This is a genomic window from Exiguobacterium sp. KKBO11 (assembly GCF_001644945.1).
In the GTDB taxonomy this organism is placed as follows: domain Bacteria; phylum Bacillota; class Bacilli; order Exiguobacteriales; family Exiguobacteriaceae; genus Exiguobacterium_A; species Exiguobacterium_A abrahamii.
On sequence record NZ_LUCU01000011.1, the window covers coordinates 356,433 to 381,985 of the forward strand.

The window sequence follows — 25,553 nt, forward strand, 5'->3', positions numbered from 1 at the left end:
ATCAGGTACACAAAAAGAGAGGTCAGTTCTCGGAAAGCTTTCCGAAACTGACCTCTCTTGAATTTCAACGATTATTGACCATCGTTCGCATGAACGAGACTTGGTTTGACGAGTGTATAGAACTCATCGCTCATCCCGACACGGCTGCCCATCTGGCAAGCGAGTTCGAGTGTTTCTTTATAGAAGTTCGCGACGAGATCGTGGTTCTTGATGTGCTCGTCTTGCATCGCCTTTTTGACCCCAAGGACGACTTTATCGATTTGCTCATCGGCATCATTGCGGACCGGTACGACGTTTTCCGGAAGATCGACTTCCTTGTCGTGTCCGTTGAAGCGGAACGATGCACCGAATCCGAGGTGCTCGAGGAAGAAGTGCGGTAACAGTTTACTAGCGAAGAACTGATGCCATTCCGTCTCTTTCATCGCTTCCATGTCACGCTTGAACGACGTCGTTGCGAGTGCGTAACGATCGTGTGTATCCTTCATGAACTTCTCGAGGATCGGAACCTGCATTGCAAACGCATTCTTGAGCAAGTTATCGAGCTGTTCTTGCGTTAATTGTTCTTGTTCAGTCATCGCTTTAACCCCATTTCGTTTCGTTATCCCTATCGTAAGAAATTTAGACAATTCCGTCAAATCTTTTTCGAGAATAGAGTTTACCTATTTCACAAAAGGGAATCCATTACTATCGATCATTTTAAGGGGGAGTCAGCATGAAACGAATCGCAATGACAGGAGTCTTACTCGGAGCATGTCTGACTCCGGTGACGGGTTTTGCTGCAAGCAACGTGACATATAGTAAAGGGGTCGTCGCGAACGAATCGTTCGGCTATACAGTCAAGACGACGGACGCGTTAAAAAAGGCGATCCAACAAGATAAAGTCGAACTTGTCAAAAACAAGACGGTCAAATCGAAATACGGTGTTGTCACGCGAAGTGGTACGTTCGCCTTTTATTATAAAGTCAAAGGCGCGGATCAGTTGCTCGTCAATTTGAACTACGAGCCGAAGAAGCTCTCGAAAAAACAGTTCGACCGTGAAATCGGATATGGTACATATCTCGGGACGAAAGGTAGCAAAACGTACTACTACGTCTTACCGACGGAAGCCGTCAAAGGTGCTGTCGGTAAAAAAGCGATCGAGAACTTGATCGTCAAGGACGTCCCGCAGATGATGAAGACATTTAAACTGCAATGAGCACTAGCTTTTGCTAGTGCTTCTTTTGTTCGTTCGGTATAGTTGAAAATGAGGTGAATGAATATGGAATGGAACGTCACAGACGTCAAACAAACAACAGATGTATTACAACTCGAAAAATGTGTCAACGATCATGATGGCATTGAATTAAAGGTCGCAGCCGATTGGGTCGGCGAGAACGATTTCGCAATCTATGATGGCGAGCAATTGATTGGATATTTACAAGCATTCGCGTACTTACCGACGGAGTGGGAATTGAATGTCTTCGTTGATCCGGATTACCGAAAACAAGGCATCTTCACAGCACTCGTTGAAGCGGCACGTGCGCAGGCAACGGAAGCAGGCGTCGAAGCATTCACGTTCGTCATTGACGATGCAAGTGAGTCAGGTCAAGCTGTCCTCGAAGGGTTAGGTGCTGAGTACCGGATGACGGAGTACAACATGATCTTGAAAAAGGCGCAGTTGTTCTTAAAAGCCGATCCTGATTTCGAATTACGCGAAGCGACAGCAGACGACCGTCCGTTCATCGTCGAGACGCTTGGTAAATCGTTCGGGAACACGGACGAAGAAGCAGAGTCGATCTATCAAGCGATTGAATCTGACGACCGGATTACGTTCATCGGTGTCGCAAACGGCAAACCGGTCGGCGTCATCCGTGCTTATCTTGCTTCCGATACACAAGCGAGCATCCATGCGTTCGCGGTTCGTCCGGAAGCGCAAGGTAATGGTTACGGGAAGAAGATGCTGAAGCTGATGGTTCAAGCATTGTTCCGGACAGGTCGGACACAACTCGAACTCGACGTCGAGACGGACAATGACCGGGCACTTGATCTCTACAAAGAGGCAGGATTCGTCGTGCATCGGGGCTATCAGTTCCATGTGTTGGCAGTTTAAAATAATGAGCGATTGACGGATATTCCAGTGCATGCTGGACACTCAAGGTGCTCCACTCCTACAGGAAAAAGCGCAGTTGCGCTGTCAGAGACAAACAAGACCCGGCTTTTTGCTTGAAGCGAAAGAGTCGCGGCTTGTGTCTCGCCTGAGGAAAGGGAGCAAGACTTGAGTACATTCGTCGATTGCTTTTTTTTATGATTACTATTACAGAAACTAAACAAAAACGTTGGAACCTTTTCTGCAATCCGTCGTATACTAGACATATGGAAAAAAAGAGGAGGCGACGTCATGGAGAGTCGACAGGATTCATTGCGGACGTTGAAGTGGGTATCAGGTGGAATGGAAGCGGTGCTCGGGATTCCGCTTCTAGGTGGTTCAATCGTTATTTTCTCAGGTTACAATGCCCTGTGGTTGATGCTCGCGTTTCACATCGTCGTCGTCGTATTGACGGCACGTGCCGGGAACGTCTCAAAAGGGAACATCGTCGGGATCGTCGCATCAACGGTCGGTGTCATTCCGGTCGTCGGGATGTTCTTACACATGGCAGCAGCAATCACGATTCTCGTCGATGCAGCACTCAGTAACCGAATCGTTACACGAACACATGTCAAACATGTCGAACCGATTCGACCACGTCCGGTCCGTCGGGAGCAAGAAAAACAAGAAGATCATCCGTTCTGAGTTTTTTTCGTTGACAGTGAAAAACAAGCCGTGTAAAGTAAACACAAGTTAAGCCATATCAATTACATCGACGACGCGGAGTAAGTATCGTCAACACTGCCGACCAAGCGAGTCAGGAATGGTGAGAGCCTGACACGGTAAGCTGAACGAGAATGGACCGCTGAGAGCCTGTTGAACCTTTGAGTAGACAGGACGGTTGCCCCCGTTACCGGGCTAGCTGGTTGTTGGACCAGCGACAAGTGGAGACGATTCTTCGTCTCAATCAGAGGTGGCACCGCGCGGATACAGGCGTCCTCTATGCATTAGCTGTTAGCTATGCGTAGAGGGCGCCTTTTGTTGTACGTCAAGGTATGCCGAATCATCCAACGCTCATCATATTTCTCAGGAGGCACTACACATGAAAAAGACATTGATCGCAGCGGCGAGTACGGCAGTCCTATTAGCAGGATGTGCAACGACAGAACCAGCAGAAGACAAACAGGCGAACAAAAAGGTCCTGCATACGATGGAGAGTTACGACCTCCTGTCGGTTGACCCGGCAGACGCTATCACGTCAAACATCTTCAACCAAATCTACGAAGGACTCTATCGCTTCGACGCGAACAACGAACTTGTTCCAGCGGCAGCGAAGTCACATAGCGTATCAGAGGACGGAAAAGTCTATACGTTCAAGCTCGACCCGAATGCGAAATGGTCGGACGGAAAGCCCGTCACAGCAGAGAACTTCCGTTATGCGTTCGAGCGTGTCATCAAAACGAACTCACCGTTCGCTTACTTGCTCGAGCCAGTCGAAAAAACGACAGCGGTCGACGACCAAACACTCCGGATCGAACTGAAACGCCCGACACCATACTTCCTCAGCATGACGACGTTCGGCACATATATGCCGGTCCGGGAAGATATCGTCAAAGCAGAAGGCGACCAGTTCGGAACGGATCCAAAGACGAACGTCTACAACGGACCGTTCACGTTCAAGAAATATCAAGCGGAACAAGGCTATACGCTCGCGAAGAACGCCGAGTACGCAGACCGGAAGAACGTCAAGATCGACGAAGTCGACGTTAAAATCATCAAGGATCCGATGCTTGCGATTAACTTGTTCGAGTCAGGAGAGCTCGATGTCGCGCCGCTCAACTCGGAGAACGTCGTTACGTACAAGGATCAAAAAGAGTACAACACGTTCAGCGATTCGCGGATGTTCTTCATCCGGATGAACGAAAAGACAGAAGCCTTGAAGGACAAGGAAACACGTCAAGCAATCGACGCAGCATATGATAAAAAAGCGATGACGGAAACGTTGCTCGGAAACGGATCACTCCCTGCTGACTACATCGTGCCAAAAGAACTTGATCCGAAATACGATAGTGCGCGTCAAATCGAATCGTCATATGATGTAGCAGCGGCAAACAAAGTGCTGGCAAAGCAAAACCTTGAGTTGACGATGTTGATCGAAGATGACGACGTCTCGAAAAAAATCGGGGAGTATATCCAAGGGGCGTTGAAGAAGCAGAATGTCGACGTTAAATTGTTGTCACTACCGAAGAAAGAGCGTCTCGCCCGTGAAGGACGAGGGGATTACGATCTGTCACTTGCGAGCTGGGCACCAGACTATCAGGATGCAACGACATACCTGAACTTGTTCACGACGGGTAACCCGTTCAACATGATGGATTATTCGAACAAACAGTATGACCGTCTCTTGAAACAGGCTGAAAGTGAACTCGATCAAGACAAGCGTCTCGCCTTACTCAGTAAAGCGGAAAGCTTGTTGCTCGACGATCAAGCGATCTCACCGGTCTACCAACGGAAGAATGCCTTCTTGCAAAACACGGAAGTCAAAAATCTCGCACGACACAATGTCGGAACGGATATCTCATATAAGTATGTTGAGATTGAGCGGAAATAAGAAAAAGAGAGTGATGGATGATTTGATCCATCACTCTCTTTTTGTGGACTTTTGTCATAACACTGGAAATCATTTTTGAAAATCGGGTCAACTGACTTAAAACGGTTACAAAAGAAACCGATAGAGAGGACGGTGAAAGAAGATACAGGAAAGGAAGTTTCGGTTATGCGTAAATTACGAAGCAACTTGAAGGTACGGTTATTCTTTTGGGTCTTGGCCATCTCGGTCATCACGAGTGGTATCTCAGCCCAGCTTGTGCTTTATCTCCACCGTGGACTTGATGTCGCGGATACGAGCGCGATTTGGATTGGAGCAGGGATTGGCTTACTATTATCGTTGATTGGGACGTCGTTGACGCAATTGATTCTACGTCAACCGATCAAAGCAATCGAAAAGGCGACAGAGACGGCACGCGAAGTCGCGAACGGCAACTTCAACGTCGATTTCGAGGAAGCGAAGCGCGGGGATGAAGTCGACCAATTGATGCATGAACTCGAAGTCATGGTTCTACATATCCGCAAACAGGCGACACAGATGGGAAGCTCAAGCGATAAGCTGACAGCGTCAGCGCAAGAGATTGCAGCAGCAGTCCAAGAAGGCAATGCGTCGGGTGAAAGCATTCGTTCAGCAATGGCAGAACTGTCCGCGAAGATGAACGAAAATGTCGATCAAGCCTACTTATCAATGGATGCGCTCGGTGCCGTCAAACGGACGATGGATGAAGTTGCAAAAGAGATGAACGAAGCATTGAAATCAGCGACAGTCATGCAGACGGAAGCCCAAAACGGGAAGACACTCGCAACAGATTCCGTCGAAGCGATGCATATGATTTCGAAGAAGATGGAACAGTCAGCGACACTCAATGGTCGTTTGACGGATATGACAGGTGAGATTTCACGGATTACAGATGTCATTAGTGATATCTCAGCACAAACGAACTTGCTCAGTTTGAATGCATCGATTGAAGCGGCACGCGCAGGCGAAGCAGGACGTGGATTTGCCGTTGTTGCAGCAGAAGTTAAAAAACTCGCTGAACAGACGGCGACATCAGCGAAAGAAATCACCGATTTGATTTCTGGCGTCAAACGTCTTGTTAATGACACGGCGAACGCGATGACGGATGTTCAGAGTGAAGTCGCAACTGGTGTTGGACTCGTAGAACAAGCAGGCTCGTCATTTGAAGAAATTCATCATTCGACAGAAAATGTTTACTCACGCGTTAAATCGGTTGATCAACTCGTAGTCAAATCTGATCAAGAAATCGATCAAGTTGGCTTAACGACAGCGAATATCCTTTCAATGGTCGAGGAAGCATCGAAGCACGCTGAGCAAGTTTTACAAGCGTCTAGTCATCAAGCGGCATCGCTTGGTGAAGTCAATGGAGCAATGGAAGAGCTTGTAGCAGTAGCAGAACAATTACAGGAAGAGACTGGAGCGACACGTCTCTAAACTATAGGGAAATCGTACATCCAAACCAGATGTGCGATTTTTTTGTATTTTTTTGAAGAAAGTTGTTAAACATTTCGAGTGGACGACGATATATAAGGTGGAAGCAGTCATCGACTAATTCTACCGTGTCACCCTTGGGCCGGCCAGGGGACACATCTCGGAGAAGACGGATCTTCAAAGAGACAAAAAACTTATCCTATGGAGGGAAATTACAATGATTATCAATCACAACATTACAGCTCTTAACACGCACAACAAGTTGTCTGCAGCTTCTGCAGCACAAAGCAAGTCAATGGAGAAACTTGCTTCAGGTCTTCGTATCAACAAAGCGGGTGACGATGCAGCTGGTCTCGCAATCTCTGAAAAAATGCGTGCTCAAGTTCGTGGACTTGATCAAGCTTCACGAAATGCACAAGATGGTATTTCAATGATTCAAACAGCTGAAGGTGCATTGAATGAAACACACGATATTCTTCAACGGATGCGTGAACTTGCAGTTCAAGGTGCCAACGACACTAACGTTGCTCAAGACCGCGATGCTATCCAAGAAGAACTCACTGCTTTGAAGAGTGAAATCGATCGCATCGGCGATACAACAGAATTCAACAAACAAACATTATTAAACGGTGGTCTTGGTGGAACTGTTGATCAAGATGCTGCTACTACTACAGTACTTGCTGTTACAGGTGTAGCTGGTGCTTCAACTAACGGAGCAGTAGCAGGTACTTATACAATCACTAGTGGTACTGCTGGTGAGTTAACTATGACTTTCGGTACTAAAACTCAAACAATCAGCAATGCCAATGGAGCTCAAGATTTGAACTTCTCTGAATTCGGCATCTCGATTAAAACAAATGCAGGTTACACAGCTGATGATGCTGTAGGTAACGTTGTAGTTGATGCTGGATCAGTTACTTTCCAAATCGGAGCTAACGAAGATCAAAACTTAAGTCTTAACATTCGTAACATGAAAACGGATGGTGTCTTAAACCTTGCTACGGCTGGTCGTGTTGATGTTTCTACACATGCTACAGCTAAAGCTTCTGTAACAAACATCGAGAGCGCAATCACTGAAGTTTCGAAAGAACGTTCGAAATTAGGTGCTTATCAAAACCGTCTCGACCACACAATCAACAACCTCAAAACATCTTCTGAAAACCTAACAGCGGCTGAATCACGTGTTCGTGACGTTGACATGGCGAAAGAAATGATGAACCAAACAAAGAACTCGATTCTTGCGCAAGCTGCACAAGCAATGTTGGCTCAAGCGAACCAACAGCCGCAAGGCGTTCTCCAATTACTCCGTTAATCGTAATTGGCACATACCGATTGATCAGGTCACGGGCATGTTCCGTGACCTTTTTTGTTTTGTTCTCTTAGAACTCTAACAAATCAGATGAATTGGTCGATATACTACATAGAGAACAAAAAGGAGTGACCGACTATGAATTCCATCAATACGGAAATTCGCCTTCATCTGCCTTCGAACGTCCTACCGTACGAAGCGACACGGAATGTGTTTGTGGAAGCGAATCAGGAAGCACTAGCAGAAGAAGGAGTCGTTGTCCTACCGACACCACAACATATTACGAAGCTTGAAACCGCAATGGAACAGGCGAACATAAAACTTGAACTTCAACGAACAGGTTTGAAGTTCGTCAAGCATGAACAGTTAAATGAATATTATATTCAAGTCGTCGATACGAATAATAACGTCGTGCAAGAAATTCCAAGTAAAAAGGAACTCGATTTTTTTGCGGCATTCATGGAATTTAATCAATTGATCGATAAACGAATTTAACAGAAAGGACTGATTGGATGGCAGGAATTCGACTAAGTGGTCTTGCGAGTGGGATTGATACGGAAACAATGATTAAACAATTGATGCAGGCGGAGCGAGCGCCGGTTGATCGTTTATCGCAAAAGAAACAGACATTGACATGGCAACGTGATGCTTACAGAGAGATGAACCGGGCATTGCTTGATTTTCGGACAGCCGCAAGCGATATGCTTTTGTCAAAAAACTATCAATCGAAGACAGTTACGAGCTCGAATCCGACTGCGTTAACTGTGACAGCAAGTCCGAGCGCACCAGCCGGTAGTGTGACGATTGATAGTATTAGTCAACTCGCTAGTGCTGCTTCGGTGACGTTAGTCGCTGCAAGCGGAAAGAAGAGTGATGCAACTCTTGAAGAGAGTGGAATGTTTACAAAGGATGCGGACGGGAAAATCAATGTGCGAATCAATACCTTTGATGCAGCTGGTGTAGCGGTAACAGAGACATTGAAGTTTGACGCAACACAGAAGATATCGGATTTGACGGCGGCGATTAACGGTAAAACCAGTCTCGGGATGAACGCAGTTTTCAATGATTTAACAGGCAAACTTGTCTTAACGAAAGCGAGTACTGGTAACTTGAATCCCTTGGGTGCCGATCTCTCCATCGTTGATGCTTCGAATAATACTTTGAAGGTTAATTCACAGGACGCAACATTTGGTCGTGAAGGACAAAACGCCAAGTACACGATTGGTGGACAACAATTAGAGCAGACAACGAATACGTTTACGCAAAACGGTCTGACAATCACATTAAACAACGTCTCGACGACAGCGACGACAATCAATACGACGCTCGATACGCAAAAAAACTTTGATTCGATCAAGAACTTCGTTGATAAATACAATGACGTCATCGATAAGATGAACAAAAAGGTTCGTGAAGAGAAGTATCGTGATTTCCAGCCATTGACGGATGCCCAGCGCAAAGAATTGAGTGAGGACGAAGTCAAGAAGTGGGAAGAAAAAGCAATCAGTGGTGTGCTTAAGAATGATAGCTACTTACAGGATGGCTTGAGTCAGTTTCGGAGTGCGATTTCATCGAAAATCGATACGGGTTACTCGTATACGTCAGGTACGGATACGATCCAACTCCAGTACATGTCACAAATCGGAATTACTTCAACGAGTGATTTCCGTGACGGTGGAAAACTGATGATTGATGAAACAAAACTTAAGAAAATGCTTGAAGAACAGCCGGAAGGTGTTTTTAAATTATTTACAGTAGATGCTCCTGAGCCACCAAAAGATGCGCAAGGTAATCCGATACCAAGTCAAAATGGAATTGACGGTTTTGTCCGCCAGATTCAAGGGTTTGCGACTACACTCCGTGATAAGATTTCAGGTGTCGCTGGACGAGACGGTGCAGTTTCAACGACATATCGGCTCGGAAAATCACTCGCTGATCTCGATAAGAGTATGCTGTCGTGGGAAGACAAGTTGAAACGAAAAGAAGACAGTTACTATCGCCGATTCGCGGCGATGGAACAAGCAATGAATCAAGCGAACAGTCAATCTGCGACGCTTGCCGGTTATCTCGGACAAGGACAATAAAAAGGAGGAAACGCGATGAACCCTTATGCGACGTATCAGACGAACTCGGTAACGACGGCGTTACCTCAAGATTTAACGTTGATGTTATACGAAGGCTTGATCAAATTCTCAATGCTCGCAAAACGAGCGATCGAACAGAAGATGATCGAACAAAAAAATACGAATATCCAAAAAGCACAGGCAATCATTACCGAATTGCAATTGACGTTGAATCAATCGATCGCCTTATCAAAGGATTTGAACAGTCTGTATGACTACATGCAAACACGGCTGATTGATGCCAACGTAAAAAATGATTTGGTTGCAATTGAAGAAGTGATTGGTTTTGCGGAAGAATTCCGCGAGACGTGGAAAGAAGCGATGAAACTCGCACGGCAACGATGAGTCCGCTCGATCCGCTTCGCCTGAAGACAAAACGACTAATTGAACTGCTTGATCAAACGCCGAATGAAGAGACGTATGACGAATGGATCGAGAAGATTCAAGGTCTGCTGAAGGAACGGGAAGCGTTTATCGCGGCACACTCGAATCTGCTAGCTGGAGCCAATCAAGCCGTCATCGAAGAACTCGTCGCTGACAGTCGGAAAATCGACTTGAAATTATCAGCGGAAACGGCTAAATTAGGGGTACAAATCAGTCAGTTGCGTCAGACGCAAACGAGTCGTAAATCGTACGTTGATCCGTACGAAGAAGTCGATCATAGTTTTTCACCGTATTTTGATTCTCGTCAGTAACTTTCTTGTGTGAGGGAGGGATCTTTCGTGACCAAGCGGGAAGACAAGAAGCGTCCCGTACCGCAGCCGTATTTCCAATCGGATGGCTCGTACGATCAGTTCATTGAACCGGACGTCGAATCGGAATCATGGGAAGAGTTCGAACGCCCTGTCTCCGATGCACCGGATGCCTATGAAGAAGAAAAATATCGTCGTGAGTCGTAAGCTCACGAAAAAATGCCCTGTCCATTTGTTTGGACGGGGCATTTTGCCGGTCATTTAAAGCGGTAAGCGTTCTTCTCTTCCTGTTTGACGGTGTACATCGCTTCGTCGGCGCGAATCAAGAGTAGACTCGTCGTCCGACCATCGTCTGGATAACGGGCGATGCCGATTGACGGCGTGACCTGCATCGCTGTCGCGTCAAAGAAGAAGGGATCGTTCAAGCGAAGGAGGACATTCTCAGCGTAGGTGATCGTCTCCGCGCGACTGCGAGCAAGGAAAACGATGAATTCATCGCCACCGAGGCGTGCCGCTACATCATCCTGCGTTAAATCAAGCTGCAACCGACGTGCTGTCTCCTGCAAGACGTAGTCTCCGGCGTCGTGGCCGTAACGGTCATTGATTTGCTTAAAGCCATCGAGGTCGATGAACAGAAGTGATCCTTCGGTTAAGGTTGCGAGCTGCGGTCCAAGGTGATCCTCGAAGTAACGGCGATTCGGAAGTGCCGTCAAGGCGTCGTGATAGCCGAGCTCCTGGAGCCATTTTTCTTGCGATAAGGCTTCCGTCAAATCGGACAGAATGACGTAAAGATCTGCTTCACCCGGAATCGGAATCAACGTCACTTCGAATGTCCGTCCGTCGACGGGACGCATCAACAGCTGTGTTTCACCGGTTTCAAGTTTCAGAAATGCCGCGATCAATTGATCGACTAACGCATCAGGAACATACCCGTGCGGGAAGTAACGTTCTGCTGCCGGATTCATCGCTTTCTCATGCCCATTGCCGTCGAAACGAATGATCGGTTGTGGGTGGGCGAGGAACAGACGGCGATACTCTTCCTTCCGGAGTTCGAGTTGCATTGTATGGCGGTCGATCCGGTGTGTCAAATCGACTTCGAACGTCTCGAGTTCCGTTAGTAACTGACGATTGAGACGTTCTGAGAAAAACTGCCGGAACGTAAACAACGAGAATAAGATGATCAGGGTCGGGAAGTAGACATCCTGCGCCATCGGGAGGAACGTGATGCCCGTCAATAGAACGAGCAGACTGATGTACGGCAAATACGGTCGACCGAGCCGATCGCGTGCCGGCTGTTTCGGTGGAACATCTTTAAAGTAGATAGCTAGCTCAAACAAACTGACTGCATAGAGCGGAAAGAAGCAAGCGGCAAACGTTAATTGATCGCGAATGAAGAATGTGTAATAACCGAAGTTCGCCAAGATGAATAACATCACCGCCCGAATCAGTCGTCTGTGTGCTGGTCCACGAAGCCCTGTCGCATATAAGATCAGAAAGAAGAACAACTGCGCAATGAAACTAATCGCGTAGCCTAGCATGGCAACGAACTCGATGTCGGAGCGAGCGAACGTTGGTAAGTGTCGCAGGATGACCGTATAACCAAAAACGAAAACCATTCCGAACAAGAGCACACCATCAATATAGAGTAGCCGTGCATGACGAATCGAAGACCAGTCGATCAATCGGGCAAAGGCGATGGCGGTCAGAATCAGAAAGGCAGTCAACGTCAAGTTGGCAGCAGAGTCAACTTCCGGTGGGTGCGGGAAGAAAGTCAGGATAAAGTTGATCCAGAGACCACTTGCGAACAAGAGAATCGCGATGCCGACCGAACGTTCCGGGTGTTTCGGAAAGAACCAACGTCTGGCTTTAACAGCGACGAACGTCACAGCAAGTAGCGTCGCAAGAACGGCAATTATTGGAACGAATGGTGTTCTGCTAACGAGCAACATCAGCCCATAGGTGATGAGTAAATAAAGAAGCGGTAACGTCGGACGCATCGCGGACCTCCTTTCCTGAAGCGGTGTGTTGGCTCCTTTCGACGAGTGGTGAAAAAAATCCTTGTTGCGTCTATTGACGAACAAGGATCAATCCTGCTCTTGCACCCATTCCCAGTGGGTTCGTGCGTCTTTTTTAACTTTGTCGGTCGCCGTTTGACTTTGGAACAAACGGCTGTACCATAAACGGGCATGTTCTTTGTCTTTTGTCACAGCATATAAATCAGCAATCCGAAGCCATAGAACATCTTCTGGAATACCACTTTCTTTAACGGATGTGTAATTTTCGTAAAGCGAGACATACTTCTCGATTGCTCGGTTGGCCCAGAGTTGTTCTTCCGCTGATTGACCGGTCAAACGATGCAACCAGGATAGACGAACTCCAAGCATTGCTTGGATTGCTGGTTTTTGCTCTGTCACTTGAGCCGTATAAAGACAAAGCTTATAGAGCTGAATTGCCTGCTCGATCGTCCGCTCCGTCCCGGCAAATGGTAAGACAGGAAGCGTCGGCAGGATGTGATCTTGTAAGGTCGCCCGAACGTCTGGTGATAACTTTCCGAACGACTCGTGGAAGAAGAACCGACAATGACTACACTGAACCGGTTCGTAAAGATAGACGTTGACGCCTTGATGGCGGATGAAGCCATCAAAGTCCGTCGAAGCGACACGGATATGCCGCGACAGGACTCGTTTCGTTTCTGTCGTCTTCAGGCAGAAGGGACAGGTACATTTTTTTAGATATAGGTCTGGCATGTGGAGGAACTCCTCTAATTTGAATTAAACGAAGACGTTGACGAGCATCCCTTTGATCTCGCCGATTTGGTCGAGGATATCGAGCCGGCGCGATTCGCCAGAGATGACGGTATCCGTCAACTGAAGGAGCTTCGCATCGACTTGTTCGACGACTTTATAGATTTTCGTCCGACCACGGCGGTTGAAGCCGCGCTTCTCTTCGAGTTGTTGCGATTGGTCGAGGGCGTCTTTTAAGAAGTCCTTGATCTTTTCTTTATAGCTTTCGAGATGCTCGATCGTCTGACTCTCAGCGAGCAATTGGCCGTGTTCTTCGACGAGGGCGAGCTTTTGTTGCAAACGCTCGTAGCCTTTATGGTCCCGTTTCTCCTGCATCAAGGCAGAGAAGGTCGTCGACGCTTCGACTTCACGGGGACCACCTTTTAAGGACTGAAGTCGTTGCGTTTCTTGGATGCGGCGGATATCCATCGGGTCTGCCTCCTTAGTTGAGTAATTGTAAGACGCCTTGCGGTAGGGCGTTCGCTTGAGCGATCATCGCCATCCCCGATTGGTTAAGGATGTTGTATTTCGCATATTCCATCATCTCACGCGCCATATCAGTATCGCGAATCCGTGATTCCGATGCCGTCAAGTTTTCGACGCTGACACTGAGGACGGATGACGTCGCTTCAAATCGATTCTGGATCGCCCCGAGCTGTGCCCGTTGCTGGGAGATCGTATCGATTGCTTTCGTATAATGGCTGATCGCGTCATTTGCGTCCGTTGCCGTCATGACGCTAAGGGCATACTCAGGTGCACTACCGCTAGGGAAATCAAGCGGACGAATCGAGGAATCGGCTTGTGTCGTTGAACTGACGCCAATCGCAAGGGCTTGCATGTCGTTAATCGTGATCGAGATGCCTTCGTTTGCTCCCGCATTCGTTTGGATGAACAGGGCACTGTCGGAATCGTTGAACTTGCCGCTCAACAATTCTTTCCCGTTGAACTGGGTCGTCTTCGCAATCCGCGAGACTTCGTTCGTCAGCTGGTTGATCTCTTCTTGAATTGCTGTCCGGTCTTCCGTTGCGAGCGTGCCGTTGCCCGCTTGGACGGCGAGTTCGCGCATCCGTTGCAACAGGTTGTGTGTCTCACTCAAACCACCTTCAGCCGTTTGAATCATCGAGACACCGTCAAGGACGTTCTGTTCTGCTTTATCAAGTGCCTTCAAGCGATTACGCATCTTCTCCGAGATCGCGAGACCGGCGGCATCATCCGCACCTCGGTTGATCTTCTGACCGCTTGACAGTTTATCCATCGTTGTCTTGACGTTCGTCTGGTTGATGCTGAGATTGCGATAAGCCTTTAAGGCTTGGACGTTATTCGTGATTCTCATTCGTATTCCATCCCTTCGTATCGTTGATGATGTGCGGCGCGCACGAGTGGTCGATCGACGGTTTGTGCCGCTTGCCAAGTGACGCGTAAGTCTTCTGCCAGTTCGAGTAGTTCGTCGAGGACCTTTGGTGTCTTATAGACCTGTAAGGTCTGCTCGGCGAGGTAGTGGTAGAGGGCATCGAGTTGTGCGGTGATGATGCCACCGTCGTCGTGCAGTCCTGCCTGCAATTTGCCGAGTAACTGATAAGCTTTTTGTAAGCGTGCGTTGACCTCGTCAAAGCGGTTCGCGTCACGCGCGAGAAGAGCCTGGTCATATTGAAGGACGAGTCCCGTCAACATGACTTCCGTCAGCTGTTGGGGGGTCATCGCGTAAAGTTCTTGTTCTGTCATGTTTGTCGTCCTTTCGCATTGTCGAGTTCTTCGATCAATAAGAGCAGTTCTGCCATCACGTCGTATAGTTGCGGGGGAATCGCTGTTCCGAGATCAAGATCAAGTAAGTGACCGAGCAGTGACGTATCGTGTTCGATCGCGACACCGTTTGCTCGTGCTTCTTGCAGGATTCGATCGGCAGCTTGTCCGCTGGCCCGAGCGACGACGACCGGTGCTTGACCGGATGCTTCATCGTAGCGGAGGACGGCAGCGGTCTTGCGTCCGGTTAAATCGATTTTCTGATACATAACGGTCTCTCCTTTTTAGATACGGTAGTCGTAGCCACGTGGCGTCTCGTCTTGCTTGACGGTCTCCGTCACTTGATCGCGCGTGAACGGACGGAACTGGATCCGGACGTCCTGGTAACCAGTCGCTTGCAAGGCGTCCGTCGTTCGGTCGAGGAATGGGGTCGCCAGTTGTTCAAGAACCGGAAAATCATTTTCAATCGTGATCTGCATCTTTCGGTTGACGGTCTCAACGCGGACACCGATTTCACCGAGGCGCGGCGTATTAAGCTGGACATACAACGTATTGTTTTCCCAGTCGATCACTTCGTCCGGGCGTTTATTTTGCAAGTGAACGTGGAGTCCCGCCGTCGCTTCGACGAGTTGGACCGGTAAGGCGAGCAGAATCTGGTTCAACTGTTGCTGGCTGTCCGGTTTATTGACTTGCTGTTGTGCTGCAAGGAATGTCTGCAGTTTGGCGGCTTCCGGATTCGCTGGCGGTGTACTCAGTTTCAGTTCTGCCGTCTGGAGCTGGAGTGTCTTTTGGACGGTCTCTTGTAAAAGACGTGGGCTGTTCTGTTGCGGCTCATATGGAACGGCTTTTGTTGCTACTTGCGCTGGTAGCGTTGGTGCTTGCGGTGGCAGTCCCTGCATCTCCGGTAAGTAAGTCGGACGGACGTTCGCTGGCGCATAGCGGAAGGCTTCAAAGGCGACTCGGACTTCCTGTAAGACGGCTTTTGCCTCTGTTCCACGTCCGAGTAGCGCCAGTTCCGCACCCCGCTCGAGTTTCGATAAGAAATGAATCAGCTGTTTTTCATCCTTCATCGAGGTATGCAGTAAAGCATCCGTTTGCTGGAAGATTTGTTTTAAGCGTTGCGCCGTACTCTCGATGACGGCGACCATCTGGACAGGACGTGTCTCAACGAGCGGTTCGATTTGCCGGAGTTGTGAGACGATCGTTCGCTGTTGACTCTTGAAATCGTTCGTAATCTCAGCAAGCCGTGGCGTCACTTCGCGGACGAGCGTCAAGGCAGAGCGGACCGGTGTCGTTTGCGCTGCTTGAGCTTCCGGTTGACTTGCCCGTGCCGTCAGACCGATCAGTTGCTCGCGGACGCTCGTCTTCGGCTCAAGCGGCGCTTGCGGGAAGTAGGGCGTCAGTTGTTTACGAACTGTTTCGACATCGCCTCGTTCGAGCGTAGCGACGAGTGCCGGGCGTTTCTCCGCTGGAAGGTGTTCAATGTATTGCCGGATATGCAAGGGAGACGCTGTCTCGATCTCGCGTTGCGTCGGTAGTGTGACGCGAGCGACGTCAAGCGCGACGGCTTTTTCGAACGTCGGCTGCTCCTTTAAGGCGTCACGCTCCGGGAGGACGTCCGGATAATCTTCCGTCGTCGCCAGAAGACTCGCGATCAAGACGTCAGCGTCAATGGGCAGTTTCGTGTCTGGTCGCGATACGAGTTCGAGTGCTAAGTCCTTGTACGTGCCTTGCAATGCCGTCACGAGCTGGGCGACGATTTCCGGTGTCTGCGGCAGTTGACCGCTTGCGAGTAACTTCGCAACGGCTTGCTTTAGTTCAGCCGGCACGCCTTCTAGCAAAGCAGGATCAACATTTGAGGGAACGGACAGTACAGGTGGAGTTTCCGTATCCGGTGTCGCCGGTGTCAGTTGTTCAATCAAGTAACCTTCTGCGGTCTGTCCTTTGACCTTGAACTGGAAATCACCTGTCGGGACGTCGCCCGTGAAGGTCATCTCGATCTTATCCCGACCGACCTGGACAAGAGCCGTATGTGGTCCGGTCTGCTCAAGGACCGTTCCCTTATAGGTCTTCGTCTCCGAAAGCGGCGTCTGACCAGGGGATTGCGCCGGACGTGCCGGGTTCAATTGGATGTTCATCGAGAAGCCTCCTTGTTTTTTAAAACTATCATCTCATTATATATCGGCAGAAACCAAAAAGGATTGAGCGAATTCATCGCCCAACCCTGATTTTTTTACGGTCACTGCTTAAGATTTGATTGCATTAAAGCGTTCCTCTAATGTCATCGCGTTCAATTGTTGATAACGAGCCATCAGCTCGCCAGTTGCTTTCATTTGGTTGCGGACGATGTAAGGAGAGGCGTTTACAGGAAGGATCATGCCATTACGAGTCTTGAGCTTCGTCTGTCCGTCTTCCTCGATGACTTCGGACATGTGGCTCCAAGCGTACCACTCGCAATCATCACGTTTCGGTGATTTCGTTGGGAAAAACACGAGGCCAAGTGTCGGTTCAATGACGACTGGGACTTTTCCTTTTACAGATGCGACACGTTTTGCTGTCACGATGCGTTCCTCAATGGAACTGTTGTATTGCCTGCAGGAAAGCTGCAGTAGTTGATACGGCCGAAGCGGTGTCATGATGGTTGAGCCATCCTCGAGTACGATGATGGATTGCTTCATCATGTCGTAGCACGGGAGAATCGCCACCGTCCGTTTCGTGATTCGATACTTTTCGTCATTATGGAATGGTCGCATTCGACTACATCCTCCTTAAGATAGGACAATGGATAAAATAGGTAATTACTAACGATATAATACAATAATACAACTGTAATGACAACGTAATTTTTTAAAATATAGACCAATAAGTAGGGAATATTATTCATTTTTCGGAATGAATTCAAATTAATCAGAATTTTTAATTGTCAATAATTCCTTCTTTTGATAGACTAAGCCGTAGAGAGCTTGCTCTCGAACTCTGGTTTGCGAAGGGAACGTGAATTCGAATGGAACAAGGTAAAGTAAAATGGTTTAATGCTGAAAAGGGTTATGGTTTCATCGAGACGTCTGACGCGAAAGACGTATTCGTACACTTCTCAGCGATTCAAGTCGATGGTTACAAATCACTTGAAGAAGGCGAAGAAGTGGAATTTGAAATCGTTGAAGGCGATCGTGGTCCACAAGCTGCGAACGTTTCAAAGATCTAATCCAATAGCAGCCGCCACCGTTTTTAGGCTATTCGCCTAAAAGCGGTTTTTGTTTTGAGTTCGAATAAAACGGGTATATACGTTAACATCAACATGCTTCAATATTATCGTACGCTAAGAACCGAAGTGAACATTCATGAGAATGTCATCGTTTTCATGGTCTTCCTTCACTTATCGTGCTATAATAAAAACGAACCAAAGAATTTCGAATATTCAGAAGGAAACGACTGAAGCATCTCGAATTCATAGGTTCAACCGGTTACTTAAGGAGGAGTTTACATGATCTACAACATTCGCGGTGAAAACTTGGACGTCACAGATGCTCTCAAGGATTACGTCGAGAAAAAGCTTGAAAAGTTAACTCGTTATTTTACAACTCCTACGGAAGCGCAAACGGCTTATGTCAATCTCAAAGTCAACAATGAGAAACAAAAAGTCGAAGTGACGATTCCAATGCCAAACCTCTTGCTCCGTGCAGAGGATATCAATGGCGATATGTATGCAGCAATCGACCTCGTCGTCGATAAGCTCGAACGTCAAATCCGGAAACACAAAACAAAGTTGAACCGGAGAGGACGCGCTAAAGAAGGCGGCATCGGAGAGTACTTCAAAACGCTCGAAGGACCGGAAGCGGAAGCGCCAGTCTATGAAGAGGACGAGGCAGAACTCGAACTCGTTCGGACGAAGCGTTTCACACTCAAACCAATGGACACGGAAGAAGCGATTCTTCAGATGGACATGCTCGGACACGCATTCTTCGTCTTCTCAGACGCAGAAACGGGTAACACGAACGTCGTCTACCGTCGTAAGGATGGTCGTTACGGTTTGATTGAACCAGAATAATGAATGCAACAGGGACTCGCTCTTACGGGCGAGTCCCTTTTTGATATGATGGAAAACTATTTTTACACAAGGTACGTTTGCTCTATGACAAAAGACCGAGACCACTGCTTGGTCCGCTTGTTGAAATTTGACGTCGTATTCGGTACACTGAATAAAGGAAAAATCTCGGAATTCTGTTCGTTCAAAGAATCGTTCGAAGTAAGGGGACTGTAAGGCATGGCTAATTTTCTAAAAGAATTATTTGCACCAACGAAACGTGTCCTGAAGAAAGCCGAAAAAGCAGCAGACGCTGTGGAATCATTCGAGACACAAATCGGTGCGTTATCGGATCAAGAACTCGAAGGGAAAGTCGTCGAATTCCGTGAGCGTCTCGCTAACGGAGAAGACTTAGATGATATTTTACCGGAAGCTTTCGCCGTCTGTCGCGAAGTTTCGACACGCGTTCTCGGCATGCGCCACTACCGCGTTCAGTTGATCGGTGGATATGTCCTGCACAACGGGGATATCGCCGAAATGAAGACCGGGGAAGGTAAGACACTCGTCGCGACACTCCCTGTTTATTTGAATGCCCTCGCTGGCAACGGCGTTCACGTCGTTACCGTCAACGAATATCTCGCAAAACGTGACCGTGACATCATGGAACCTCTTTATGCGGCCCTTGGTCTATCGGTCGGCTTGAACCTCTCAAGCATGTCGCGTCAGGAAAAACAAGCAGCCTACAGCTGTGACATCACGTACGGAACGAACAACGAGTTCGGTTTCGACTACTTGCGTGACAACATGGTCCTTTATAAAGAAGACCGTGTCCAACGACCGCTCCATTACGCTGTCGTCGATGAAGTCGACTCGATCCTCGTCGATGAAGCACGGACACCACTCATCATCTCAGGGTCTGCCGAGAAATCGACAGCGCTCTATTCGCAAGCGGATACATTCGCGAAAATCATGAAAGCAGATGAAGACTACACAGTCGACATCAAAACCAAGAGTGTTCTGTTGACGGAGCAAGGGATCGACCGGGCTGAGAAATACTTCGGCATCGATAACCTGTTCGGTCTTGAGCACGTCTCACTCAACCATCATTTGAGCCTCGCACTGCGGGCAAACGCCGTCATGCATCGCGACGTCGACTATATGGTTCGTGAAGACGAAGTCATGATCATCGACCAGTTCACAGGTCGTGTCATGGAAGGGCGTCGTTACTCGGAAGGTCTGCACCAAGCAATCGAAGCGAAGGAAGGCGTCGAGATTCAACGCGAATCGATGACGCTTGCGACGATCACGTACCAAAACTTCTTCCGGATGTATACGAAGCTTGCCGGGATGACGGGTACAGCGAAGACGGAGGAAGAAGAATTCCGTAACATCTACAACATGCACGTCGTACCGGTTCCGACGAACAAACCAGTCGTCCGAAACGATATGCCGGACTTGATCTTCAAGACGATGAACGGGAAGTTCGCTGCCGTCGCAGACGAAATCGAACGTGCCCACCGCGAAGGACAGCCTGTCCTCGTCGGTACGGTTGCCGTTGAGACGTCGGAGTTACTCAGCAACATCCTCAAGAAACGTGGCATCCGTCACGAAGTCTTGAACGCGAAGAACCACGCACGTGAAGCGGAAATCATCGAGAACGCCGGTCAAGCGAACTCGGTCACGATCGCAACGAACATGGCTGGTCGTGGTACCGACATCAAGCTTGGTCAAGGTGTATTGGAAAAAGGTGGTCTCTACATCCTCGGAACAGAGCGTCATGAATCACGCCGGATCGATAACCAGCTCCGTGGTCGTGCCGGTCGTCAAGGAGATCCAGGGGCATCGCAATTCTATCTGTCACTTGAAGATGAGTTGATGCGTCGTTTCGGTTCTGATTCGCTGCAATCGATGATGGATCGTCTCGGAATGGATGATTCGCAACCAATCGAGAGCCGGATGGTGTCTCGTGCCGTTGAATCGGCTCAAAAACGCGTCGAAGGCAACAACTTCGATGCGCGGAAACAAGTCCTCGGCTACGATAACGTCATGGCGGACCAACGGAAAGTCATGTACGCGGACCGGGCAGCGATTCTCGATGCGGGTTCCGTGTCAGATATCGTCCGTCCGATGATCGAGCAGACGATCGAAGCAGGCGTCCATCAGTACACGCCGGTCGAGTTCGTACCGGAAGAGTGGAGCATCGGTGCGCTCGCAGAATGGGCGAACCAGACGCTCGCAATCGAAGAGAAGGTCACGGAAAGCGACCTCTTCGGAAAAGAACGCGAAGAAATCATCGAGTTGCTCAAAGAGCGGACATTCGCACACTACGAGCACAAACGGTCAGAAATACCAGCCGAAGCATTCGATGAGTTCGAAAAAGTCATCGTTCTTCGTGCGGTCGACCAACACTGGATGAACCATATCGATCAAATGGATCAACTCCGTGAAGGGATTCACCTCCGGGCATACGGTCAAAACGACCCGCTCCGTGAATACCAATCGGAAGGTTCGATGATGTTTGATGCGATGAACGCTGCGATCGCTGAAGAAGTGACACAATTCGTCCTTCGGGCGGATCTCGATCCGAACCTCAAACGCGAAAAAGTCGTCCAAGACGAAGTCGCCGTTTCGGGTAAGGAAGATAAAGCGGTCAAGAAAAAGCCGGTCCGGAAAAATCCAAACGATCAAATCGGACGCAACGATCCGTGCTGGTGTGGATCCGGTAAGAAATATAAGAACTGTCACGGCCGTCAGGCGTAAGTGATGAATCGACTGAAAGAGAGGCAGGAGATTCCTGCCTCTTTTCACGGAAAGAGAAGGTGGAACACATGGAATTAGCAGAAATTCGCAACACCGCCGAGTGGATGGAAAAGAAACTCGACGAATATAAGGCATCACTCGACCTCGAGTCGAAGATTGCCCGGATCGAAGAACTTGAAAACGAGATGACGTACCCAGACTTCTGGAACAACCAGGAATCGGCACAAAAAGTCATCGATGAGTCGAACGGCTTAAAAGCGATGGTCGACAAATACAAAGAACTCGAAGCAGGTCACGAGAACGTCGCTTTGACGTACGAATTGATCAAGGAAGAGCCGGATGCGGATCTTCAAGAAGAGCTCGAGTCAGAACTTGGCGACCTCAAGAAGAAATTCGAAGACTTCGAACTACAAATCCTCTTGAACGGCGAGTATGACGCAAACAACGCAATCCTCGAGTTACACCCAGGTGCGGGTGGTACCGAGTCGCAAGACTGGGCATCGATGCTGTTGCGGATGTACCAACGTTTCTGCGACAAGCAAGGCTGGAAAGTCGAAACGATGGACTACCAACCGGGTGATGAAGCAGGTGTTAAATCGGTCACGCTCCGTATTCAAGGGCACAATGCCTATGGATACTTAAAAGCCGAAAAAGGGATCCATCGTTTAGTCCGGATCTCACCGTTTGACTCGTCAGGTCGCCGTCATACATCGTTCGTCTCGTGTGACGTCATGCCGGAATTCAACGATGACATCGACATCGAAGTCCGTACGGAAGATTTACGGATCGATACGTACCGTGCCTCTGGTGCCGGTGGTCAGCACATCAATACGACGGACTCGGCTGTCCGAATCACACACGTTCCGACAGGCGTCGTCGTCTCTTGTCAACAAGAACGGTCGCAGATCAAAAACCGCGAAGCAGCAATGAAAATGTTGAAAGCGAAACTCTACCAACGCGAAATCGAAGAGCAACAAAAGAAACTCGACGAAATCCGTGGTGAAAAATCGGATATCGCATGGGGTAGCCAAATCCGTTCGTACGTCTTCCACCCATACAGCATGGTCAAGGATCACCGGACGAACTATGAAGTCGGGAATACGCAAGGAGCAATGGATGGTGACATCATGGGCTTCATCGATGCGTACCTCCGTCTGATGAATATGTAAGACAACCAACCAGTCGGACGATGTTCGACTGGTTTTTTGACCGTCAAAGGGGGAACAGTCATGCAGGAGCAAAGTCGGATCAACAAACAAGCGTGGGAGTACCGGGCGTATGAATTTTGGGAGAAACGCGACGGAACACCGGCGGAATATGCTGCGATCATCAAACAAGATCCCGCCGCATGTTTGAAGAAACATCGTCGTCATTTCGAAGACGTCGCCGGGAAGACGATCGCGAACATCTGTGGTTCGAACGGACGCAAGGCGGTGCCGTTAGCGTTACTCGGGGCGGACGTCACGGTGTTTGATATCTCAGAGGAGAATGCCAAGTATGCTCTTGAACTGGCGCACCATGCTGAGACATCAATTCACTATGTCGTCGGTGATCTCTATGCGATCGATCTTGAACGATATCGTGATACGTTTGATCTCCTCTACTTAGAAGGCGGGATTTTGCATTATTTTGCGGATCTCGAGCGGTTTCTGCAGATTCTCTTTACAATCTTGCGGCCTGGTGGACAGTTGATCCTTAGCGATTTTCATCCAGTCGGGCGCTGGATCGATGCGGATTTGACGTATCGACCGCGTTATTTCGATCAAGCGTTGCAATCAGGCGATTTGGCGTATAAGACGCACTTTACGGACGCGGAACAAACCGATTTTCCGGACGTCTCCGTCCGTTATTTTACGCTGAGCGAGATCTTAAACGGCGTCATCGCGACACGTTTCACATTAGAACGATTCGACGAGCATCGTGGCTGGAACGATGAGAATATCCCGTCCGAGTTCACGCTACTCGCATCGAAACCACTCGAAGGGAGCAATAGCTGATGATTATTCGGAAAGAAGGCTTTAAGGATGCAGCAGGAATCCGGCTTGTCCATGAAGCAGCGTTCGAACAACCGAACGAAGCGAACCTCGTTGATGCGTTACGCGAGGACGAAGCGGCGCAACCGGTCTTTGGTCGCGTCGCCGTGACCGACAAAGGGGAAATCGTCGGTCATGTTCTCTTAAGCCGGATCCATATCGATGACATCCCGTCACTTGCCTTAGCACCAGTCGGCGTCCTGCCGGTCTGGCAACGAAAAGGGATTGGTTCCGAACTGATCCGTCAAGTGATCGAGGATGCGCGGGATGCTGGCGAATCACACATCGTCGTGCTTGGTCACGACAGCTATTATCCACAGTTCGGTTTCGAACGGGCGATCGACTATGATATTCAGCCGCCGTTCCCCGTTCCGCCAGAGGTCTTTCTCGTTCTTGCGCTTGAACGAAATGGATTGCGTGGCGTTAGCGGCATCGTCCGCTACAGTCCGCCCTTTAGTGCGGTATAAAGGGAACACTGTGAGTTGTTCCGCCTCTCTAGTCGTTGTCTGACTTTTCCGCTAAAATGAAACACGAGAATCAATCGATAAGGGGAAATGGAATGTCATGACATCGACGCGTCAGGAAGTCGTGCGCGATTATGCGTATTTGTTAATCGGGTCCTTGTTCGTCGCAAGTGCCTTTAGTTTGTTTTTAGCACCGAATCAACTCGCCTCAGGAGGCGTTAGTGGCTTATCAATCGTCTTGAACGATTTGTTCGGGATCTCGCCAGGCTTGTTCCAGCTCGTCGCGAACGTCGTCTTGCTCGCGATCGGGTGGATGATCCTCGGGATGGGCTTTGGTGTCAAATCACTCGTCGGTTCAATCTTTTTACCGGTCGTCATCCTCGTCTACGAACGGTTCGATGTTCCGGCTGCGACGATGAATCCGATGCTTGCCGCGATCTTCGGCGGTGCCGGTGTCGGGATCGGGCTCGGTCTGATCTTCCGGGGACGGGCGTCGACTGGGGGAATGGATTTGATCGCGCAAATCCTGCATCGCTTCACGAAATTGCCGCTTCATCTCTGTATCGCCTTGCTCGACGGAACGATAGTCATCAGTGCGGCGACGATCTTCTCGCTCGAGATCGGATTGTATGCGCTCGTCGCCTTGTTCATCACGATCAAGATGATCGACGTCGTCCAGCTCGGGATCACGAACGACAAGCTCGCCTATATCATCTCTGATCAGCGGGAAGCGTTAGTGAAGGAAATCTTCGAGACGCTTGATCGTGGGGCGACGGAAATCGAGGCGGCAGGTGCGTTCACACGGACACGGAAACCGATGCTGATGGTCGTAGTCCGTCAAGGGGAAATCACAACGCTTAAAGAAATCGTCAAACACATTGATCCATCGGCATTCCTCGTCGTCAGTGAAGCGCATGAAGTACTGGGACTTGGCTTTACGGACGACAAACGCTACCGGAATGTGCCGTAATTGTTCCGAACTCGTGAAGTTTTTGTGAAATCACGATTAACTCTTCCGGATAACGGTTATACTCTAACTAGGTCAGAAGCGTTTACTTAGATACTTATAGAGGGGGATATCCGGATGAAGCTGAAAAACTTGTTACTCGCGTTAGGGTTAGGAACGACACTTGCGCTCGCAGCATGTGGCGGTAGTGACGACTCAAGCTCTAGCGATTCGTCAAGCACGAAGGAAGAGTCGACGATGAACGATGATTCGTCAAAGACGGAAACAGCTGTTGATGCGGAAAAAATCTTCGCGAACAACTGTGCATCGTGTCACGGGAACAACCTTGAAGGAAATGTCGGACCGAACCTGACGAAGGTCGGCTCGAAGTATTCTTCAGAAGAGATCCAGGAAATCATCAAAAACGGGAAAGGGCAAATGCCTGCTGGAATCCTCAAAGAGGATGAAGAAATCGTTGCCGTTGCTGACTGGCTCGCGGATAAAAAGTAATTATGGGATATGATGGGGTACGAGATGACACACACGACATGTGTTCG

The 25,553-nt window shown here is 48.9% G+C and carries 28 protein-coding genes and 1 other annotated feature; of the genes, 19 read left to right on the forward strand and 9 right to left on the reverse strand.

Annotated elements, in window-relative coordinates:
• Window positions 1–71: 71 nt before the first annotated feature.
• The gene (locus tag AYO36_RS01975) at window positions 72–575 is read right to left on the reverse strand and encodes a hypothetical protein (RefSeq protein ID WP_050678728.1); all 504 of its coding nucleotides are present in this window, start codon (window positions 573–575) and stop codon (window positions 72–74) included.
• 137 nt (window positions 576–712) lie between these two features.
• On the opposite strand from AYO36_RS01975, the gene AYO36_RS01980 reads away from it, so the two are divergent.
• From AYO36_RS01980 to AYO36_RS16875, 11 genes are all read left to right on the forward strand, one after another.
• Entirely contained in the window at window positions 713–1,195 is a 483-nt protein-coding gene (locus AYO36_RS01980) for a hypothetical protein (protein WP_064299397.1), read from the forward strand.
• Between the two features lie 63 nt (window positions 1,196–1,258).
• Entirely contained in the window at window positions 1,259–2,089 is an 831-nt protein-coding gene (locus tag AYO36_RS01985; protein WP_064299398.1) for a GNAT family N-acetyltransferase, read from the forward strand.
• Window positions 2,090–2,377: 288 nt separating this feature from the next.
• Window positions 2,378–2,770, forward strand: coding sequence for a hypothetical protein (locus tag AYO36_RS01990; protein ID WP_064299399.1), 393 nt, complete (start codon window positions 2,378–2,380; stop codon window positions 2,768–2,770).
• 61 nt (window positions 2,771–2,831) lie between these two features.
• Window positions 2,832–3,069: a binding site (T-box leader), on the forward strand.
• Between the two features lie 98 nt (window positions 3,070–3,167).
• Complete coding sequence (locus tag AYO36_RS01995; RefSeq protein WP_064299400.1) at window positions 3,168–4,676, forward strand: peptide ABC transporter substrate-binding protein; 1,509 nt, start codon at window positions 3,168–3,170, stop codon at window positions 4,674–4,676.
• 165 nt (window positions 4,677–4,841) lie between these two features.
• Entirely contained in the window at window positions 4,842–6,125 is a 1,284-nt protein-coding gene (locus AYO36_RS02000) for a methyl-accepting chemotaxis protein (RefSeq protein ID WP_064299401.1), read from the forward strand.
• A 214-nt stretch (window positions 6,126–6,339) separates the two neighbouring features.
• Window positions 6,340–7,434: a flagellin N-terminal helical domain-containing protein gene (locus tag AYO36_RS02005; protein WP_050678722.1), complete on the forward strand. Its 1,095-nt coding sequence runs from the start codon at window positions 6,340–6,342 to the stop codon at window positions 7,432–7,434.
• A gap of 135 nt (window positions 7,435–7,569) precedes the next feature.
• Window positions 7,570–7,926, forward strand: coding sequence for a flagellar protein FlaG (locus AYO36_RS02010; RefSeq protein ID WP_029342512.1), 357 nt, complete (start codon window positions 7,570–7,572; stop codon window positions 7,924–7,926).
• A gap of 17 nt (window positions 7,927–7,943) precedes the next feature.
• A complete protein-coding gene (fliD, locus tag AYO36_RS02015; RefSeq protein ID WP_064299402.1) occupies window positions 7,944–9,515 on the forward strand; it encodes a flagellar filament capping protein FliD in 1,572 nt (523 codons plus the stop codon).
• 15 nt (window positions 9,516–9,530) lie between these two features.
• Entirely contained in the window at window positions 9,531–9,899 is a 369-nt protein-coding gene (gene fliS, locus AYO36_RS02020; protein WP_050678720.1) for a flagellar export chaperone FliS, read from the forward strand.
• A complete protein-coding gene (locus tag AYO36_RS02025) occupies window positions 9,863–10,249 on the forward strand; it encodes a hypothetical protein (protein WP_231884636.1) in 387 nt (128 codons plus the stop codon). Before fliS ends, AYO36_RS02025 begins: the two co-directional genes overlap by 37 nt.
• 27 nt (window positions 10,250–10,276) lie before the next feature.
• Window positions 10,277–10,453 carry a hypothetical protein gene (locus AYO36_RS16875; RefSeq protein ID WP_169738097.1) on the forward strand — a complete coding sequence of 59 codons (177 nt, stop codon included), beginning with the start codon at window positions 10,277–10,279 and terminating at the stop codon, window positions 10,451–10,453.
• 50 nt (window positions 10,454–10,503) lie between these two features.
• Here the strand turns inward: AYO36_RS16875 and AYO36_RS02030 are convergent, their stop codons facing one another.
• The 8 genes from AYO36_RS02030 to AYO36_RS02065 form a co-directional block, all read right to left on the reverse strand.
• Window positions 10,504–12,243, reverse strand: a complete 1,740-nt coding sequence (locus AYO36_RS02030) for a sensor domain-containing diguanylate cyclase (RefSeq protein WP_064299404.1) — start codon at window positions 12,241–12,243, stop codon at window positions 10,504–10,506.
• Window positions 12,244–12,330: 87 nt separating this feature from the next.
• Window positions 12,331–12,993 carry a DUF2225 domain-containing protein gene (locus AYO36_RS02035; protein WP_064299405.1) on the reverse strand — a complete coding sequence of 221 codons (663 nt, stop codon included), beginning with the start codon at window positions 12,991–12,993 and terminating at the stop codon, window positions 12,331–12,333.
• A 24-nt stretch (window positions 12,994–13,017) separates the two neighbouring features.
• Window positions 13,018–13,458 carry a YaaR family protein gene (locus tag AYO36_RS02040; protein ID WP_029342506.1) on the reverse strand — a complete coding sequence of 147 codons (441 nt, stop codon included), beginning with the start codon at window positions 13,456–13,458 and terminating at the stop codon, window positions 13,018–13,020.
• A gap of 13 nt (window positions 13,459–13,471) precedes the next feature.
• Entirely contained in the window at window positions 13,472–14,362 is an 891-nt protein-coding gene (locus tag AYO36_RS02045) for a flagellin N-terminal helical domain-containing protein (RefSeq protein ID WP_064299406.1), read from the reverse strand.
• Window positions 14,359–14,751, reverse strand: coding sequence for a flagellar export chaperone FliS (locus AYO36_RS02050; RefSeq protein WP_064299407.1), 393 nt, complete (start codon window positions 14,749–14,751; stop codon window positions 14,359–14,361). Before AYO36_RS02050 ends, AYO36_RS02045 begins: the two co-directional genes overlap by 4 nt.
• Entirely contained in the window at window positions 14,748–15,038 is a 291-nt protein-coding gene (locus AYO36_RS02055) for an EscU/YscU/HrcU family type III secretion system export apparatus switch protein (protein ID WP_029342503.1), read from the reverse strand. The genes AYO36_RS02050 and AYO36_RS02055 overlap by 4 nt, the downstream gene beginning before the upstream one ends.
• A 15-nt stretch (window positions 15,039–15,053) precedes the next feature.
• Window positions 15,054–16,907, reverse strand: coding sequence for a hypothetical protein (locus AYO36_RS02060; protein ID WP_064299408.1), 1,854 nt, complete (start codon window positions 16,905–16,907; stop codon window positions 15,054–15,056).
• 108 nt (window positions 16,908–17,015) lie between these two features.
• Window positions 17,016–17,522: a competence protein ComK gene (locus AYO36_RS02065; protein WP_029342501.1), complete on the reverse strand. Its 507-nt coding sequence runs from the start codon at window positions 17,520–17,522 to the stop codon at window positions 17,016–17,018.
• A 251-nt stretch (window positions 17,523–17,773) separates the two neighbouring features.
• Here AYO36_RS02065 and AYO36_RS02070 point away from each other — a divergent pair, with 251 nt between their 5' ends.
• The 8 genes from AYO36_RS02070 to cccB all read left to right on the forward strand — a co-directional run bounded on the left by AYO36_RS02070 (window position 17,774) and on the right by cccB (window position 25,506).
• The gene (locus AYO36_RS02070; protein WP_023469248.1) at window positions 17,774–17,974 is read left to right on the forward strand and encodes a cold shock domain-containing protein; all 201 of its coding nucleotides are present in this window, start codon (window positions 17,774–17,776) and stop codon (window positions 17,972–17,974) included.
• Window positions 17,975–18,253: 279 nt separating this feature from the next.
• The gene (gene hpf / locus AYO36_RS02075) at window positions 18,254–18,817 is read left to right on the forward strand and encodes a ribosome hibernation-promoting factor, HPF/YfiA family (protein ID WP_023469247.1); all 564 of its coding nucleotides are present in this window, start codon (window positions 18,254–18,256) and stop codon (window positions 18,815–18,817) included.
• A 216-nt stretch (window positions 18,818–19,033) separates the two neighbouring features.
• Complete coding sequence (gene secA / locus AYO36_RS02080) at window positions 19,034–21,553, forward strand: preprotein translocase subunit SecA (RefSeq protein WP_064299409.1); 2,520 nt, start codon at window positions 19,034–19,036, stop codon at window positions 21,551–21,553.
• Between the two features lie 68 nt (window positions 21,554–21,621).
• Window positions 21,622–22,722, forward strand: a complete 1,101-nt coding sequence (gene prfB, locus AYO36_RS02085; protein WP_023469245.1) for a peptide chain release factor 2 — start codon at window positions 21,622–21,624, stop codon at window positions 22,720–22,722.
• 60 nt (window positions 22,723–22,782) lie between these two features.
• Window positions 22,783–23,550, forward strand: coding sequence for a class I SAM-dependent methyltransferase (locus AYO36_RS02090; protein ID WP_064299410.1), 768 nt, complete (start codon window positions 22,783–22,785; stop codon window positions 23,548–23,550).
• Complete coding sequence (locus AYO36_RS02095) at window positions 23,550–24,053, forward strand: GNAT family N-acetyltransferase (RefSeq protein ID WP_064299411.1); 504 nt, start codon at window positions 23,550–23,552, stop codon at window positions 24,051–24,053. The genes AYO36_RS02090 and AYO36_RS02095 overlap by 1 nt, the downstream gene beginning before the upstream one ends.
• 97 nt (window positions 24,054–24,150) lie before the next feature.
• Window positions 24,151–25,020, forward strand: a complete 870-nt coding sequence (locus tag AYO36_RS02100; RefSeq protein WP_023469242.1) for a YitT family protein — start codon at window positions 24,151–24,153, stop codon at window positions 25,018–25,020.
• A gap of 114 nt (window positions 25,021–25,134) precedes the next feature.
• On the forward strand, window positions 25,135–25,506 hold the full coding sequence (gene cccB / locus AYO36_RS02105) for a cytochrome c551 (protein WP_023469241.1): 372 nt from the start codon (window positions 25,135–25,137) through the stop codon (window positions 25,504–25,506).
• Window positions 25,507–25,553: the final 47 nt, after the last annotated feature.